This window comes from Bacillus sp. AK25 (assembly GCF_048270685.1).
Lineage (GTDB): Bacteria > Bacillota > Bacilli > Bacillales > Bacillaceae > Bacillus > Bacillus altitudinis.
Genome location: NZ_JBLUWC010000001.1, coordinates 2,879,553 through 2,896,598, shown reverse-complemented (window position 1 = coordinate 2,896,598; position 17,046 = coordinate 2,879,553). Strand labels below are relative to the sequence as shown.

The 17,046-nt window shown below is 40.6% G+C and carries 20 protein-coding genes and 1 riboswitch; all 20 genes read left to right on the top strand.

The window, feature by feature from the left end; all coding sequences use genetic code 11:
• Positions 1–11 precede the first annotated feature (11 nt).
• The 20 genes from ACNO7B_RS15145 (at position 12) to ACNO7B_RS15050 (ending at position 16,993) form a co-directional block, all read left to right on the top strand.
• A complete protein-coding gene (locus ACNO7B_RS15145; protein ID WP_017359285.1) occupies positions 12–1,793 on the top strand; it encodes an acyl-CoA dehydrogenase family protein in 1,782 nt (593 codons plus the stop codon).
• Positions 1,794–1,903: 110 nt separating this feature from the next.
• Complete coding sequence (locus ACNO7B_RS15140; RefSeq protein WP_008356673.1) at positions 1,904–2,260, top strand: arsenate reductase family protein; 357 nt, start codon at positions 1,904–1,906, stop codon at positions 2,258–2,260.
• A gap of 66 nt (positions 2,261–2,326) precedes the next feature.
• On the top strand, positions 2,327–2,710 hold the full coding sequence (gene gcvH / locus ACNO7B_RS15135; protein WP_008347039.1) for a glycine cleavage system protein GcvH: 384 nt from the start codon (positions 2,327–2,329) through the stop codon (positions 2,708–2,710).
• A 44-nt stretch (positions 2,711–2,754) separates the two neighbouring features.
• Complete coding sequence (locus ACNO7B_RS15130) at positions 2,755–2,991, top strand: YusG family protein (protein WP_008347037.1); 237 nt, start codon at positions 2,755–2,757, stop codon at positions 2,989–2,991.
• Positions 2,992–3,122: 131 nt separating this feature from the next.
• Positions 3,123–3,467 carry a toprim domain-containing protein gene (locus tag ACNO7B_RS15125; RefSeq protein ID WP_008347035.1) on the top strand — a complete coding sequence of 115 codons (345 nt, stop codon included), beginning with the start codon at positions 3,123–3,125 and terminating at the stop codon, positions 3,465–3,467.
• 11 nt (positions 3,468–3,478) lie between these two features.
• On the top strand, positions 3,479–3,781 hold the full coding sequence (locus ACNO7B_RS15120) for a thioredoxin family protein (protein WP_007500346.1): 303 nt from the start codon (positions 3,479–3,481) through the stop codon (positions 3,779–3,781).
• 120 nt (positions 3,782–3,901) lie between these two features.
• A complete protein-coding gene (locus ACNO7B_RS15115) occupies positions 3,902–4,243 on the top strand; it encodes an SCP2 sterol-binding domain-containing protein (protein ID WP_008347033.1) in 342 nt (113 codons plus the stop codon).
• A gap of 102 nt (positions 4,244–4,345) precedes the next feature.
• Positions 4,346–4,454: riboswitch (SAM riboswitch) on the top strand.
• A 155-nt stretch (positions 4,455–4,609) separates the two neighbouring features.
• A complete protein-coding gene (locus ACNO7B_RS15110) occupies positions 4,610–5,635 on the top strand; it encodes a methionine ABC transporter ATP-binding protein (protein ID WP_017359288.1) in 1,026 nt (341 codons plus the stop codon).
• Positions 5,628–6,296: a methionine ABC transporter permease gene (locus ACNO7B_RS15105; protein WP_025207943.1), complete on the top strand. Its 669-nt coding sequence runs from the start codon at positions 5,628–5,630 to the stop codon at positions 6,294–6,296. The genes ACNO7B_RS15110 and ACNO7B_RS15105 overlap by 8 nt, the downstream gene beginning before the upstream one ends.
• Before the next feature lie 14 nt (positions 6,297–6,310).
• Positions 6,311–7,132 (top strand): methionine ABC transporter substrate-binding lipoprotein MetQ, encoded by an 822-nt coding sequence (gene metQ, locus ACNO7B_RS15100; RefSeq protein WP_007500351.1) that lies wholly within the window; start codon positions 6,311–6,313, stop codon positions 7,130–7,132.
• Between the two features lie 103 nt (positions 7,133–7,235).
• Positions 7,236–7,604: a carboxymuconolactone decarboxylase family protein gene (locus ACNO7B_RS15095; protein ID WP_024719777.1), complete on the top strand. Its 369-nt coding sequence runs from the start codon at positions 7,236–7,238 to the stop codon at positions 7,602–7,604.
• Between the two features lie 215 nt (positions 7,605–7,819).
• Complete coding sequence (locus ACNO7B_RS15090) at positions 7,820–7,957, top strand: hypothetical protein (RefSeq protein WP_162835676.1); 138 nt, start codon at positions 7,820–7,822, stop codon at positions 7,955–7,957.
• A 211-nt stretch (positions 7,958–8,168) separates the two neighbouring features.
• A complete protein-coding gene (gene sufC / locus ACNO7B_RS15085) occupies positions 8,169–8,954 on the top strand; it encodes a Fe-S cluster assembly ATPase SufC (RefSeq protein WP_007500355.1) in 786 nt (261 codons plus the stop codon).
• 18 nt (positions 8,955–8,972) lie between these two features.
• Positions 8,973–10,286 carry a Fe-S cluster assembly protein SufD gene (sufD, locus tag ACNO7B_RS15080; RefSeq protein ID WP_046526628.1) on the top strand — a complete coding sequence of 438 codons (1,314 nt, stop codon included), beginning with the start codon at positions 8,973–8,975 and terminating at the stop codon, positions 10,284–10,286.
• Positions 10,286–11,506, top strand: a complete 1,221-nt coding sequence (locus ACNO7B_RS15075; protein ID WP_007500359.1) for a cysteine desulfurase — start codon at positions 10,286–10,288, stop codon at positions 11,504–11,506. The genes sufD and ACNO7B_RS15075 overlap by 1 nt, the downstream gene beginning before the upstream one ends.
• Positions 11,496–11,942 (top strand): Fe-S cluster assembly sulfur transfer protein SufU, encoded by a 447-nt coding sequence (gene sufU / locus ACNO7B_RS15070; RefSeq protein WP_046526626.1) that lies wholly within the window; start codon positions 11,496–11,498, stop codon positions 11,940–11,942. The genes ACNO7B_RS15075 and sufU overlap by 11 nt, the downstream gene beginning before the upstream one ends.
• Before the next feature lie 17 nt (positions 11,943–11,959).
• Complete coding sequence (sufB, locus tag ACNO7B_RS15065; RefSeq protein ID WP_007500362.1) at positions 11,960–13,357, top strand: Fe-S cluster assembly protein SufB; 1,398 nt, start codon at positions 11,960–11,962, stop codon at positions 13,355–13,357.
• 406 nt (positions 13,358–13,763) lie between these two features.
• The gene (locus ACNO7B_RS15060) at positions 13,764–14,366 is read left to right on the top strand and encodes a DUF3885 domain-containing protein (protein WP_035389337.1); all 603 of its coding nucleotides are present in this window, start codon (positions 13,764–13,766) and stop codon (positions 14,364–14,366) included.
• Positions 14,367–14,512: 146 nt separating this feature from the next.
• A complete protein-coding gene (locus ACNO7B_RS15055) occupies positions 14,513–15,079 on the top strand; it encodes a TetR/AcrR family transcriptional regulator (protein ID WP_414834929.1) in 567 nt (188 codons plus the stop codon).
• A gap of 57 nt (positions 15,080–15,136) precedes the next feature.
• Positions 15,137–16,993: an alpha/beta fold hydrolase gene (locus tag ACNO7B_RS15050; RefSeq protein ID WP_417901661.1), complete on the top strand. Its 1,857-nt coding sequence runs from the start codon at positions 15,137–15,139 to the stop codon at positions 16,991–16,993.
• Positions 16,994–17,046: the final 53 nt, after the last annotated feature.

Sequence of the window (17,046 nt, the reverse complement as noted above, 5' to 3'; positions counted from 1 at the left end):
GGGAAAACAGGATGAAAGCAATGGAAGAAGTAAAAAAGGGTGGCAGTTTCTTAATTGATGAGACGAATTATGAGCATATCTTTACACCAGAGGATTTCTCTGATGAACATCAAATGATCGGGAAAACAACAGAAGATTACATTTTACAAGATGTCGTTCCGCACATCGATCAAATTGAAAATCATGAATTCGAGCATTCTGTTCGTCTCTTGAAAAAGGCTGGAGAGCTTGGCCTGCTTGGTGCTGATGTTCCTGAGGAATTTGGCGGGCTTGGGCTAGATAAAATCAGCTCAGCCATCATTACTGAAAAATTTGCAAGAGCAGGCAGCTTCTCTCTTTCTTACGGCGCCCATGTTGGGATCGGTTCTTTGCCGATCGTGCTGTTCGGCAATCAAGCGCAAAAGGAAAAGTACCTGCCAGGACTCGCCTCTGGAGAAACAATTGCGGCCTATGCCCTAACAGAGCCAGGGTCAGGTTCTGATGCGCTAGGTGCGAAAACAACGGCAGTCCTGAATGAAGCTGGAACACATTATGTCCTCAATGGGGAAAAACAATGGATCACAAACTCCGCATTTGCCGATGTGTTTGTCGTGTATGCGAAGATTGATGGTGAACACTTCTCTGCTTTCATCGTAGAAAAGGATTTTCCTGGAGTCAAAACAGGACCTGAAGAGAAAAAGATGGGCATTAAAGGGTCATCGACGAGAACGTTAATCCTTGAAGATGCCGAAGTGCCAAAGGAGAATTTGCTTGGTGAAGCAGGCAGAGGTCATGTCATTGCCTTTAACATTTTGAACATTGGACGCTATAAGCTGGCTGTAGGGACAATCGGAGCATCAAAACGAGTCATTCAATTATCGGCAGAGTATGCCAATCAGCGCAAGCAGTTTAAAACACCAATTTCTCAATTTAGCTTAATTGGCGAAAAAGCAGCCAACATGTCGGCAAAGCTTTATGCCATGGAAAGTGCTGTATACCGCACAGTCGGGTTATTTGAACAAAGAATGGGTCTGTTAAGTGACGAGGAGCAAAAGGATGGGAAACAAATTGCGCAATCCATTGCAGAATATGCGATTGAATGCTCTCTTTGTAAAGTGCTTGGCTCTGAAACGCTCGATTATATTGTGGATGAAGGTGTGCAGATTCACGGCGGATATGGTTTCATGCAAGAATACGAAGTCGAAAGAGCCTATCGCGACTCACGAATTAACCGTATTTTTGAAGGAACGAACGAAATTAACCGATTGCTTGTGCCAGGCACCTTCTTGAAGAAAGCGATGAAAGGAGAGCTTCCGCTTCTTCAAAAAGCGCAAACCCTACAGGAAGAGCTAATGATGATGATGCCGGAAGAGCCGGGTGATCAGCCGCTTGATCAAGAGAAATACTTACTTGCCCATGCGAAAAAGATCGCCTTGATGGTGGCAGGTATGGCCGCCATGAAATATGGGAAAGCATTAGACAAAGAGCAAGAAATCCTTGTGAATATAGCAGATATCGTCAATGAACTCTTTGCTGCTGAGTCGGCGGTCTTGCGTACGGAAAAAGCAATCGCAGCATCAGGCACAGAAAAAAATGCACAAAAGCTTGCGTATACACAAATTTTCACGCAGGAAGCCTTTTTAAAAATTGAAGCTCATGCGAAAGAATCATTGATTGCCATGGAAGAAGGAGATTCACTCCGTATGAGTCTGTCAGCCCTTCGCAAGCTGACAAGATTCACGCCAATGAATGTCATTGCGAAAAAGCGTGAGGTGGCGAAACGAATCTTTGAAGCAGAGAAATATATCGTATAAGACGGCTGAAAAGGTGCGGATATCATGCCGCACCTTTTTGTAAGCATACATTTAGGTTTTTCATATGTTTTGTGATAAAATGTTGTCACTATTTGCAGGAGGTGAAAATGGTGGCTTTAGATTTTTACGAATACCCATCTTGCGGTACATGCCGAAAAGCAAAGAAATGGCTGGAAGAACACAATAAAGACATCAACAGCATACATATCGTCGAAGAGACGCCTGATAAAGAAACATTAAAAGCCCTTTACGAAAAAAGCGGTTTAGAGCTGAAGAAATTTTTTAATACGAGCGGTCAGAAATACAGAGAGCTGCAGCTGAAAGATAAACTTCCTGCAATGTCAGAGGACGAGCAGCTTGAATTACTTGCGTCTAACGGAATGCTAATCAAGCGTCCAATTACAACAGACGGCAAACGAGTGACAGTTGGATTTAATGAAGATACATTTAAAAGCGTCTGGAAATGATGTAACTTTCATTCAGATTGTGGTATCTTCAATATAGATTGTAAGAAAAGACTGGAGGGGTATGAAATGAGCACACCAAAAGATTTACGTTATTCAGAAGAACATGAATGGGTCAAAGTAGAAGGAGATAAGGTGCGTATCGGTATTACGCATTTTGCTCAATCTGAGCTAGGGGATATCGTGTTCGTTGAGCTTCCTGAAGTAGGAGACAAAATCACAGCGGACGAGCCTTTCGGAAGTGTAGAATCAGTCAAAACAGTTTCTGAACTATACGCACCGATTAACGGCACAATCGTTGAAGTGAACGATGAGCTTGATGACAGTCCAGAGTTCGTCAACGACTCTCCATACGAAAAAGCTTGGATGATCGTAGTAGAGCCAGCGGATGCGTCTGAAATCGAGAACTTAATGACAGCTGAGCAATATGAAGAAATGACAAAAGAAGACTAATTCATGTGAAATTGGACACTCTACCTTTATGGGGGGTGTCCAATTTGTCTTTTCAAAAAGAACAGGTGGATATAACAGAGCATGTCACTGGACGATTCAAAGAGAGCGGCATGGTGCTTTACCATCAAAACGAAGAGATTGGCACGATGATTAGTGAAAATCAATATGAATTAAAATCAGGTTATTCCTATGATCAAAACCGTTTTTATCGTCTGTCAGATACGTTGACCCATGGGACTGAAAAATATGTAGACTGTGACGATGAAAATGGCTGGTGCTAATCACAGATAAGGCTGTAGTGAGTGAATGCTACAGCCTTTTTGTTGATCAAGTGCCCAATCTTTACAACCCGAATGAAAGATTGTAATCTAAGGAAGAAGTGAATCAACGTCAAAAGGGCCAGGTGATCGTGATGAATGTCGAGATAGAAAAGGTCATCATTGTAGAAGGTAAATCAGATAAACAGAAGCTAAAAGAAGTCATAAGTGAACCTGTTACCATCATTTGCACCAATGGCACGATCAGTACATCGAAGCTGGATCAGCTTGTGGACGATTTATTCGGGAAAGACGTTTACATATTAGCAGACAGTGACGATGCTGGCGACAAACTGCGGAAGCAATTCCGAAAAGAATTCCCTGAAGCACTGCATCTTTTTGTCGACAGAACGTACCGCGAAGTGGCCGCTTCACCGTCAGCCCACATTGCATCTATTCTATTAGCTGCAAACATTGATGTTCATTCGAAATATTTATAAGGGTGACGTATATGAAAGAGATTGAAGAGCATGAATTCAAGGAGATAGAGGACGATTTATTTCTTTTGTACTTATATACACCATTTTGCGGAACATGCCAGCTGGCAAAGAAGATGCTGGCAGTGGTTGATGCCATGCAGCCGGAAGTTCCTTTTTATGAAAATAACTTAAATTACTCGCCAAGTTTTGCAAAAGCATTTGAGATCGAAAGTGTCCCTTGCTTTCTCCTGTTTAAAAAGGGTGAAATCGTGCAAAAAGGCTATGCCTTTCACTCCGTTCCATATCTTCACGAAATGATTGAAACCGCTAAATAAAGCGGTTTTTTGTCATATTTCAAGCAATTCATTTGAAAATTTGTCGAGCTATTTATAAAGGACAAGCCGATGTTTGTAGAGAAATGTTATGTATAACCAAATGACAGGGAGGTTATACATGTGGAAAATGTGAAAGCCCATGGAAGTGCAGGGCAGCGATTATTGTTAAAGCCGTTGCTCTCATCATCATCCTTGAAGATTACATTTGAGGCGGAAACGGACTCTTGTACATTGATTGTGGATGAACGTGGTGAAGTGAAGAAACTACCTGCAATTGAGTTATCGGATCTCATCTTTTATGGTGAGCGAAAAGAGATTTTGCAATTATTAGATGGAGACATGTCCTTACAGCAGCTGATCAGCAGAGGACAAGTGAAAGTGAAAGGCTCATTTCGAGCTCTTCTAAGACTAGAAGCGGTACTTTGGCTGACGAACGGTTTTTTTCGAAAAATGATAACGTAGTCGTTTACTTGGAAATTAGCGATTTACAGCGTTGACATATCTCAGATAGCATGATATTCTACGTTAGTAAAAACATGAACATCACATAAAACAACATATTTTCTCTTATTAAGAGAGGTGGAGGGACGTGCCCTATGAAACCCGGCAACCGTCAGCATAGCTGAAATTGGTGCCAATTCACTCAAAGCCGCAACGCTTTGAAAGATGAGAGAAAGGCGTATTTGATATAAAAGGCCTTTCTGCTTGCGTTGCAGTTAGGTCTTTTTTACTGACCTTGCGTCAGGCTAGCGTCATAACAGTCGGAAGAATAATTGAACGTATGTGATGGCAACCTATAGATTCAGCAAGAAAGCAGGTGAACAGACTGTGATCCATTTACAGAATGTATCAAAAACGTATCTTTCAAAAAGCGGAAATGTTGATGCCGTGAAAGACGTCAACTTGGATATCGATAAAGGTGAAATATTCGGAATTATCGGGTATAGCGGCGCTGGGAAAAGCTCCCTGATTCGCCTATTAAACGGTCTGGAGTTGCCAACAGAAGGAATCGTTGAAGTGGCAGGCAACCGGATCAATGAAGTATCGAATGCGAAACTTCGGAAAGCAAGACAAGAAATCAGCATGATTTTCCAGCACTTTAACTTGCTCTGGTCAAGAACAGTGAGACAAAATATTATGTTCCCGCTCGAGATCGCAGGTGTACCAACGTCAAAACGGAGAGCTCGTGCAAACGAACTGATTAAATTGGTCGGTTTAGAAGGAAAAGAAAATGCATATCCTTCTCAGCTCAGCGGCGGGCAAAAGCAGCGTGTAGGGATTGCGAGAGCATTAGCAAATGACCCAAAAGTTCTGCTATGTGACGAAGCCACTTCTGCGCTTGATCCACAAACAACGGATTCCATCCTTGAGCTTTTAGCCGATATTAATAAACGACTAGGACTCACCATTGTATTGATCACACACGAAATGCACGTCATTCGCAAAATTTGTCACCGTGTGGCAGTGATGGAGAATGGCCGTATTGTCGAAGAAGGCGAAGTATTACGTGTCTTCAGACAGCCGAAAGAAGAAATGACGAAGCGATTCGTGAAACAGCTTGCTGAACCAGAAGAAGCAAAAGAAACGATCGAGCACGTCCTAGAGAGAGTAAAAGAAGGTCAGGTCGTCAGGTTGTCCTTTATTGGAGATTCTGCCGAACAGCCGCTGATCACGGAAATTATTCGATCCTTCAAGGTCGATGTGAACATCCTGCAAGGAAAGATTTCTCAAACGCAGGAAGGCGCGTTTGGAACACTCTTTATCCATATTAATGGAGACGAGAACGAAGTTGAAAAAGCCATCGCCTATATCCAAAGCAAACAGGTTGAAATCGAGGTGATGACACATGTTTGAGAAATGGTTTCCGAACGTTGATCTAGAGGTTATTTGGAACGCGACGGGTGAAACGGTCTATATGACACTCATTGCATTAGCGTTTGCTTTTGCTATCGGCATCATCCTTGGGCTGTTGCTCTTTTTGACAAGTAAAGGCGGTTTGTGGGAAAACAAACCAATTAATGCTGTCATCGGCGCAGTAGTCAACATTTTCAGATCGATTCCCTTTATCATATTAATCATTCTATTATTAGGATTTACTAAACTAATTATGGGCACGATATTAGGTCCAAATGCAGCATTACCAGCCCTTGTCATTGGCTCAGCCCCTTTCTACGCACGTCTTGTCGAAATTGCACTGCGTGAAGTAGACAAAGGAGTCATTGAAGCAGCACGATCTATGGGAGCAAAAACGTCGACCATTATTTTCAAAGTATTGCTTCCAGAATCACTGCCAGCCCTTATTTCAGGAATTACTGTAACAGCGATTGCTCTGATTGGCTCTACTGCGATTGCAGGAGCAATTGGAGCAGGCGGACTTGGTGACCTTGCTTATGTAGAAGGATACCAATCTGGTAATACAGATGTCACACTTGTAGCCACTGTGTTTATTCTGATCATCGTCTTTATCATTCAAATAATCGGTGATTTGATTACAAATAAAATTGATAAACGTTAAGGGAGGAATTATTCATGAAGAAATTGATTTTAAGTGCACTATTTCTAGCATTTGCAGGCATTTTAGCTGCTTGCGGTTCATCAAATAACGCAAGCGATAACAAAACCATCACGGTTGCCGCTTCAAAAACACCACATGCCGAGATTCTTGAAGAAGCAAAACCACTTCTAAAAGAAAAAGGCTACGATCTAAAAGTGAAAGTACTGAGCGATTATAAAATGTACAACAAAGCATTAGCTGAAAAAGAAGTGGATGCGAACTTTTTCCAACATATCCCTTACTTGAACGAAGAAAATAAATCAAACAAAGATTACAACTTAGTGAGTGCTGGTGCCGTTCACCTTGAGCCTTTCGGTATCTACTCTAAGAAATACAAATCAGTAAAAGATATTCCAAACGGCGGCACGATCATCATGACAAACAACGTAGCTGAGCAAGGACGTATGCTTGCCCTATTACAAAATGCTGGTGTGATCAAGCTTGATCCAAAAGTAGATACAATCAACGCAACAGTCAAAAACATCAAAGAAAACCCGAAGAACCTAAAATTCAAAAAAATCGCTCCTGAACTAACAGCGAAAGCTTATGAAAACAGTGAAGGCGATGCAGTATTTATCAACGTTAACTATGCGATCCAAAATAAATTGAATCCGAAAAAAGATTCAATCGAACTTGAGCAAACGAAAAATAACCCGTATGCAAACATCGTCGCTGTTCGCAAAGGTGACGAAAAATCAGAGAAGATCAAGGTATTAATGGAAGTTCTTCACTCTGATAAAATCAAAGAATTCATCGACAAAAAGTATGATGGTGCAGTATTGCCTGTATCTGAATAACAACTTGTAAACCTCGCTTCATGAAAGCGAGGTTTTTTTGTGTATTTTTTCAAATCTCGCTCATAATAAAAACGAACAAATGACTTGAAGGGATGGAATGAAGATGAATGAACAACATATGAGCGGATCGATGCAACAATCACTGACGGATTATAAAACGGCAATGGGTGAATTTCAGAAGAAAATGCCGGTGTTTGGCAAGAAATTTAATGAATTTACGGAGCAGTGCTTTCAGAGTGATTCATTAACACAAAAAGAAAAACAAATGATTGCCCTCGGCATCAGCATTCATGCACAGGATGAATATTGCATGATCTATCATACAAAGGGAGCGCTCGATCAAGGCGCAACCGAAGAGAATTTGCTAGAGGTCGTCAGTGTGGCGACAGCGTTTGGCGGCGGTGCTGCGCTAAGTCAAGGCATCACAGTTGTTCAGCAATGTATCGATGAATTTGGAGGACAGACGCATTAAGGGAAGGATAAGATGGTATTTTTCCATATCAGGGAGTTGAGTCGTTCTCAGCCGGTTGTGTGAGAAAATATGCCAGCATAGCGTGTTATATCCCTTTTGAGTGAAGCAGCATGCCTTTGATACAATGGAGCTACACTCAGAGAAGGGAATGGTTTATTATTTGTTCGGACCATAGTACACTGGGATTGGATTATACCGCCGAGATGGAAAAGGCCATGCATAAGGCTCATGGCATGAGCTATGCAGAGTACGAAAGAGACCATGACTTAAGGATGAAAGTGGAATATAAACGAGAGCAGTCCTATCGAGATGAGAAAAGACAGCTCGCAAAAATGAATATACAAGGCTATTAAATAGCTAAGGGACGGGGAGAATAGTTTCCCGTCCTTTCTTTATGAAAACAGTCTTTTCGACATAAATCCTTTTATCTACCTGTATTTTTTGTTAGAATTTTGAGAGCATCCTCTCACGCTTGTCGTGAATGTGTTGTATTCACTTTTAATTTGTTATAAAATTAGAATGAGAATAAATTGAGAATAATGATTATTTTGGAGGTATCGATATATGACTGCTTCGACATTAACAATTAAGGACTTGCACGTTGAGATTGAAGGGAAAGAAATCTTAAAAGGTGTAAACCTAGAAATAAAAGGTGGAGAATTCCACGCAGTAATGGGACCAAACGGTACAGGTAAATCTACTTTATCTGCTGCTATCATGGGCCACCCTAAGTATGAAGTGACAAAAGGCAGTATCTTGCTTGATGGCGAAGATGTTCTTGAAATGGAAGTAGATGAGCGCGCTCAAGCGGGTCTTTTCCTTGCAATGCAATATCCATCTGAAATTAGTGGTGTAACAAATGCAGACTTCCTTCGTTCGGCTATTAACGCACGCAGAGAAGAAGGCGATGAAATCTCTCTCATGAAATTCATCCGCAAAATGGACGAAAACATGGAATTCCTTGAAATGGACCCAGATATGGCACAGCGCTACCTAAACGAAGGTTTCTCAGGCGGGGAGAAAAAACGTAACGAAATTCTTCAATTAATGATGATTGAACCAAAAATCGCCATCCTTGACGAAATCGATTCTGGTCTTGATATCGATGCGCTGAAAGTTGTTTCTAAAGGAATTAATAAAATGCGCGGCGAAAGCTTCGGCTGCTTAATGATCACTCACTATCAGCGTCTATTGAACTACATCACACCAGATCACGTTCATGTCATGATGCAAGGACGTATTGTGAAATCTGGCGGACCAGAACTCGCACAGCGTCTAGAAGCAGAAGGTTATGACTGGATTAAAAAAGAGTTAGGAATTGAAGACGAAACTGTTGGTCAAGAAGCGTAAGCGTTAGGAGGATTATTGATGACATTAGAAACGAAATTATCAGTAGATCAAGATTATGTCAAAAGCTTCTCCGAGAAGCATCAGGAACCGGCATGGATGAGTTCCCTTCGCTTACAGGCTCTTGAAAAAGCAGAAGACCTTCCAATGCCAAAGCCTGACAAAACGAATATTTCTAAATGGAATTTAACCAATTTCAAACAGCATACAGTCGAAAGTGCGCCATTTGGATCTTTAGAAGAGCTTCCTGAAGAAGTGAAGTCTCTTATTGATTTAGAGGACACAGATAAGACAGTCTATATTCAGCGTGATCAAACGCCAGCATACTTGTCTCTTTCTACTGAAGCAAAAGACAAAGGCGTGATCTTCACTGATATCCATACAGCGATTCGCGAACATGGAGAGCTAGTGAAGAAATATTTCATGACTGATGCAGTGAAAGTGGATGAGCACAAACTAACAGCTTTACATGCTGCTTTAGTGAATGGCGGAGCTTTCCTCTATGTACCGAAAAACGTAGAGCTAGAAGCACCAATCCAAGCCGTTTATCTTCATGAAAATGACGAAACAACGTTGTTTAACCATGTCATCGTTGTAGCAGACGATCATAGTGCTGTGACATATGTAGAAAACTACATCAGTACGGCAACACCAGAAGAAGCGATCTTCAATATCGTGTCTGAAGTCTTCACAGGTGCAAATGCCCGCGTCACTTACGGTGCAGTGGATAACCTTGCAGAAGGTGTGACAGTCTATGTGAATAGACGTGGTATGGCAAATGGTCGTGACAGTAAAATCGAATGGGCGCTTGGCCTGATGAATGATGGAGACGTCGTGTCTGAAAACATCACAAAGCTTATGGGCGACGGTACATTCGGTGATACAAAATCAGTTGTTGTTGGCCGCGGGAATCAAACGGAAAACTTCACAACAAGCATCATCCACTTCGGTAAAAACTCTGAAGGGTATATCTTGAAGCATGGTGTCATGAAGGATCAAGCATCCTCTATCTTTAACGGAATTGGTAAAATCGAGCATGGCGCAACGAAGTCAAATGCAGAGCAAGAATCTCGTGTTCTCATGCTGAGTGAGAAAGCACGCGGTGACGCTAACCCAATTCTTTTAATCGATGAAGATGATGTAACAGCAGGACACGCTGCGTCTGTTGGGCGTGTGGATCCAATTCAACTCTATTACCTCATGAGCCGTGGGATTTCCAAAGAAGATGCAGAAAGACTTGTCATTTATGGCTTCTTAAATCCAGTCGTCAAAGAACTGCCGATTGAAGGAGTTAAAAAGCAGCTCGTTTCTGTGATTGAAAGGAAAGTAAAATAATGAATATCAAAGACGTTCGTGAGCAGTTTCCAATCCTTCATCAGCAAGTGAACGGACATGATTTGGTGTATTTGGACAGTGCAGCGACATCTCAAAAACCACGAGTTGTCATTGATGCAATGAATGAGTATTACCGGTCTTACAACTCGAACGTCCACCGGGGTGTTCATACCCTTGGCACAAAAGCAACGGACGCATACGAGGGTGCAAGAGAAAAAGTTCGAGCATTCATTGGCGCTTCTTCTGTCCAGGAGATTATTTTTACTAGAGGTACAACAACAGCACTGAACACAGTGGCAATCAGCTATGCTAGAGCAAACCTTAAAGAAGGCGATGAGATCGTCATTACGCATATGGAACATCATGCGAATATCATCCCTTGGCAGCAGGCAGCAAAAGCAACTGGCGCCACATTGAAATATATTCCGTTACAGGAAGACGGCACGCTGTCGCTTGAAGATGTGAAGCAAACCATCACACATCAAACGAAAATCGTTGCTGTCACACATGTCTCAAACGTATTAGGAACCATCAACCCAATTAAAGACATCGCAAAGATTGCTCACGATCACGGTGCAATTATCGTCGTCGATGGTGCCCAGAGCACCCCGCACATGCAAATTGATGTTCAGGACTTGGATTGCGACTTTTTCGCCTTCTCTGGGCATAAAATGTGTGGACCGACTGGCATTGGTGTTCTTTACGGGAAGAAGGACCTTTTGAATAATATGGAGCCTGCTGAGTTTGGCGGTGAAATGATCGACTTTGTGGATCTATATGATTCTACATGGAAAGAGCTGCCGTGGAAATTTGAAGCGGGAACACCGATTATTGCAGGAGCAGTTGGACTCGGAAAAGCGATTGATTTCTTAAATGACATCGGTATGGAGGAAGTCAGCCGTTACGAGCATCAGCTTGCGACTTACGCACTTGAGCGCTTTAAGGAGCTTGAAGGTGCCACGGTTTACGGACCGCAGCACCGAGCTGGACTTGTGACGTTTAACTTAGACGACGTCCATCCTCATGATGCCTCAACTGTTCTAGATACGGAAGGTGTCGCCATTCGTGCTGGACATCACTGTGCACAGCCGCTCATGAAATGGCTTGGTGTATCAGCGACTGCAAGAGCAAGCTTCTATCTGTACAACACAGAAGAGGAGATTGACGAGCTCATGGCAGCGCTCCGTAAGACAAAGGAGTATTTTACGAATGTCTTTTAATGTAAACTTAGACACACTGTACAGACAAGTGATTATGGATCATTATAAAAATCCGAGGAACAAAGGTGTGTTAAACGACAGCATTGTCGTCGATATGAACAACCCAACGTGTGGTGACCGCATTCGTCTCACGATGAAAATCGAAGACGAAAAAGTCATCGATGCGAAATTTGAAGGAGAAGGATGCTCGATTTCGATGGCATCTGCCTCTATGATGACGCAGGCGATTAAAGGGAAAGATATTGAAACAGCTTTGAAAATGTCTCAGATTTTCTCCGATATGATGCTAGGAAAAGAATACGACGATTCCATTGATCTTGGTGACATTGAGGCGCTGCAGGGAGTCGCAAAATTCCCAGCGCGCATCAAATGTGCAACATTATCCTGGAAGGCGCTTGAAAAAGGCGCATCTGCCGAAAATAACGGCAAATCATAAGATTGGAGTGAAAATGGATGGCTAAAAAAATGCCAGATGTTGGTGAATATAAATACGGCTTTTCTGATAAAGACGTTTCCATTTTCCGTTCAGAGCGCGGACTGACAAAAGAGATCGTTGAAGAAATTTCTCGTATGAAAGAAGAGCCTCAGTGGATGCTCGACTTCCGTTTGAAATCTCTTGAGCACTTTTACAACATGCCGATGCCACAATGGGGCGGAGATTTAAATGCATTAAACTTTGATGAAATTACGTACTACGTAAAACCATCAGAACGCTCTGAGCGTTCTTGGGATGAAGTACCAGAAGAAATCAAACAAACCTTTGATAAGCTTGGAATCCCTGAAGCAGAGCAAAAGTACTTAGCAGGTGTATCTGCTCAGTACGAATCTGAAGTTGTGTATCACAACATGAAGCAAGACCTTGAAGATTTAGGCATTGTGTTTAAAGATACAGACAGTGCATTAAAAGAGAACGAAGACATCTTCCGTGAGCACTGGGCAAAAGTCATTCCTCCGACTGACAACAAATTTGCTGCGCTTAACTCGGCTGTATGGTCTGGTGGTTCATTCATCTACGTACCAAAAGGCGTAAAAGTAGATACACCACTTCAAGCATACTTCCGAATCAACTCTGAGAACATGGGTCAGTTCGAACGTACACTGATCATCGTTGATGAAGGCGCACATGTGCATTACGTAGAAGGTTGTACAGCTCCAGTTTACACAACAAACTCACTTCATAGTGCGGTTGTTGAAATTATCGTGAAAAAAGGCGGCTACTGCCGTTATACAACGATTCAAAACTGGGCAAACAACGTTTTCAACCTTGTGACGAAACGTACAGTATGTGAAGAAAATGCAACAATGGAATGGATTGATGGAAACATCGGTTCTAAGCTGACAATGAAATACCCAGCGGTCATCCTAAAAGGTGAAGGCGCTCGTGGTATGACATTAAGTATTGCCCTAGCAGGTAAAGGTCAGCACCAAGATGCAGGTGCAAAAATGATTCACCTTGCACCAAACACATCTTCAACGATCGTATCGAAATCGATTTCCAAACAAGGCGGTAAAGTCACATACCGTGGAATCGTACACTTCGGACGCAAAGCAGAGGGTGCACGCTCAAACATCGAGTGTGACACACTCATCATGGATAATAAATCAACATCTGATACGATTCCTTACAATGAAATCTTAAACGACAACATTTCATTAGAGCACGAAGCGAAGGTATCAAAAGTATCAGAAGAGCAGCTATTCTACTTGATGAGCCGCGGAATTTCTGAAGAAGAAGCAACAGAAATGATCGTCATGGGCTTCATCGAACCATTCACAAAAGAACTGCCAATGGAATACGCCGTTGAAATGAACCGTTTGATTAAGTTTGAGATGGAAGGTTCTATTGGTTAATACAGAGGATTGAAAATGATTGATATAAGAGGTTGATGAAGCGTGCCGAATTTGTGCCGGTCAAGAGACCTTTTAGTGTAGGAGACGAACTTTTTAAGTTCGTCTTTTTCTATTTCATTGGTTACATCTAAGTTGACTATGAATAAAAAAATGTAAAAAAATCTTTATTGAATGATACTGGAGTTAAGATTTCTCTTTTCATTAAGAAGGTTAAAGGTAAACAAGAGTGGAAAGATCCTACATCTGGTTGATCCATTTCAAGAGATCTTGGGAAAGGGAATGCTCATGGAGGAAGTTACTACAAATTAATGAATAAATCCGGAGAGCGTATAGCTACACTAAATAAAAGTGGTCGAGTATTCAGAAAATAAAAATTGTACATAAAAGAATGAAAGGAGAATGAGAAATGGTTCACCTAGATTATTTACAAAGTGAATTCAATATTGATTTAATTAATGATTCCTTTGACGAGTTACCTCTAAGCCTTCATATTCAACTCGAAAAAGAAATGTATCAGTTTAATGATCAAGGCAATTTAAATCCTCAATATTTTAATAAGGTTTATAATGTTGCAATAAGTATATTTGATGAACTTTTTGGGGAGAACGATTTATTGTTCGTCGTCACAATTGTTCGAAGCGAGCATTCATTACAGAGGCCGATAGGAGTATATAGTAAGTATTCAAAAAAAATTAATAAATATAGACTCAATGTAAAAAATTCTAAAGATGAGAATGGAAAAGTCATTCAATATTCTTTAGAAACAAAAAAACAGCATATAGAGTACAAGAAAATAATCAAGGCAATATGTAATCAAGATTTTAAAAGTATGGCTCCGAGGTTCAATGACAAATATAGTAGTTATCCTGAAATATTCTTTATAAATAAAGATTTTATTTATCATATTTATGATGACAGAGGGGCATTCTTATTATTTAAAGATGAGAGAAAGCATGAAAAATTTAAAACAAAGTATAGTACTTTACTGGTAGGAGAAGATTATAATTAAAAGAAACTCTCTTATTGTTAGTTTCCTCATTTGCGTTTGACCGCATTGAGAAAACTTTTTCATCAAACTCTTTTCTAAATGATCATAAATACTTGCAACATATAATTTAGTACTGTATAGTTCTAATCATGACAAAGATAAAATTAATGAATCAAAAACGTGTGCTTGAAGTAGCTGCAACTTTATTTTTAGAAAAAGGGTTTGCTTATACAAGTATGGATGAATTAGTTCGTGTAAGCAAAGTGTCAAAGTCTAATGTGTATTATCACTTTTCTAATAAGGAAGAATTATTAGAAGGGGTCGTTGATTATTGGATTGATATGTATCAAGCTGCAATGGATGACGTACTGTCTCAGACCCAATTTTCAGTTGAAGATCGTATTCAACTGTTTTTAAAGCAATTATCACAAGGCGTTCAGTCGAGAGAGTATAAGGGGAGCTGTCCATTTATTACTCTTTATATTCAAAGTCCTGCAAAGGCCACACAAATAAAAGAAAAAATAGGCCTTTTTTTCACAGGATTACAAAAGAAAGTTTCTCTGTTACTGAAACAAGGTGTAGAGAACGGGGAATTCAGAGATTCGATTCAGATTGATGAGGTGGCATCACTTTTTATGACAAATCTTGAAGGAGCGTTATTTATTTCAGAAACATTGAAGGATGCAACTGTCATCACAAAAACAGCAGATCATTTATTTAACTTGCTTCGATAAAGAAGCATTTTTTTTACATCAAATTAGTACTGAATAGTACTAAAAAGGAGATTTCACATGAAAACAGTATTTTTAACGGGTGGAACAGGGTTTATCGGAAAGCAATTAGTCGAAGAATTAGCGAAAGAGGATGTGAAGATTCTTCTTTTAGTGAGGTCGAAAAGTAAAGCGACACGCATTTTTCAAGAAAGAGGTATTTTAAAAGAGTCAGTGATGCACTTTGTTGAAGGTGATTTGACGAAAGTCGATTTGGGTCTAAGTGCTGAAGATCAGGAGAGGGTATTGAAAACGGATGTGATCATTCACGCAGGAGGCCCGATGGATATTCAAGCAACCAGTAAAGAGGCAGCTTCTGTCTTTTTGAATGGCGCCAAACACATTAGTGAGTTAGCTAAAAGTATTCATCAATCGAAGGGTTTACAGCAATTTATTCATGTTGTCGGTTATATGAGCCCCTTTGATGATCAAAATAGCAAGATTGCCATCGACGTGTTCGAAGAAGGGAACGATTACTTGAAAATAAAAAATCCTTATGAGAGAACAAAGTTTTTAGCAGATCTTTATATTCGTCAACAGGCATCAGCAGTAGGTTATCCGCTTTCTATCATTAATCCGCCAACTGTCGTTGGAAGTAGTCAAACAGGGAGTACAGAGCAAATTGCAGGATTAGGTTTGCTTGTAAAGAGTATGCGAAGAGGGCTCATGCCGGTGATTCCTGGAGGTAAGGACTATCGGTTACCACTTATTTCAAACGATGAGTTTTCGAAGTGTATTGTACAGGTTTTCAAGTTGGAGCAGCCGGCTATTCAAACATATACACTTGTTGAAGACAAAGAGCACGATCAGAACGTTGCTGGACTATTAAGTATGATGTCAGAAAGTATGAATATGAAGGCACCTAGCATTTCTGTTCCTATGCCACTGATGAAAGCTATCATGAAGAGTGGCGTCAGTAAACTCACAAACATTCCTTCTGACGGATTGAATTTTATGACAAAACGAACGTTCTCAAATGTTTCAGTGAAAAAAATAATGGGAGAAGATTGGTTTAAGAAGACGAGTGTCATGACATTTTTCCCTGCTGTAGTAGCGGATCTAGATTATCGAATGATGGCTCAAAATGGTGAGCACCAACATTTATTTAAACGAACATTATGCGATAATAACACCCTTTACCAATTACAAGGAGAGGGGAAGCCGTTTATTTTATTACATGGTTTATTGAGTGATGGAGAAGATTTATTTCCTTTAGCACAAGAGCTTCATGAGAAAACAGGTCAACCTGTATGGATTTTGGACCTTCCTGGTTTGGGGCGTTCTCCATTTAAACGAGAGAAACATCTTCTAGATATCTATTTAAATGTAGTGAAAAAAGTAGTAGAGAAAGCGACGAATGGTGCACATCTAATCGTCCATTCATTCGGTGCGTTTATTCTTCTAGAAGCTTTGACACAAAAGTACATAGATAAGAAGTATTCAATCACTTTACTTCAGCCGCCTGTTGCTAAACAAAAGGCAAAATCACTACATGTTCCTCAATTTCTGAACAAATGGACATTAAGATTGGCAACGACTCATTTGATAGAGCGTTATGTGTTAAGAAATGGTTTGTTTGAAAGCACGGAGAGCATCCCTGAACATTATATTGAAAAAATCAGAAACAGCTTTACTTCTCCTAGAATTTTAAATACGACGGTTCAGCTTAACCATTTATTACTGAAAACCGATCAAGGTGACTTTAAAGAAGTCACAAAGGATCATCTTCACATGATTTGGGGGGAGTATGACAGAGGCTATTCTGCGCCATCGCATCTTGGGAAGGTTGATTTTGTTCCGTATGGCCACCATTTCCCTCTTAGCCATCCGAGTGAAACGGCAGCATTAGTCATCAATAATATTTGTACTAGCAGATAGGAGTCACCCCAAAACGAAAAAATAAGATTGATGACAAGTGAGCAAAATTTTTC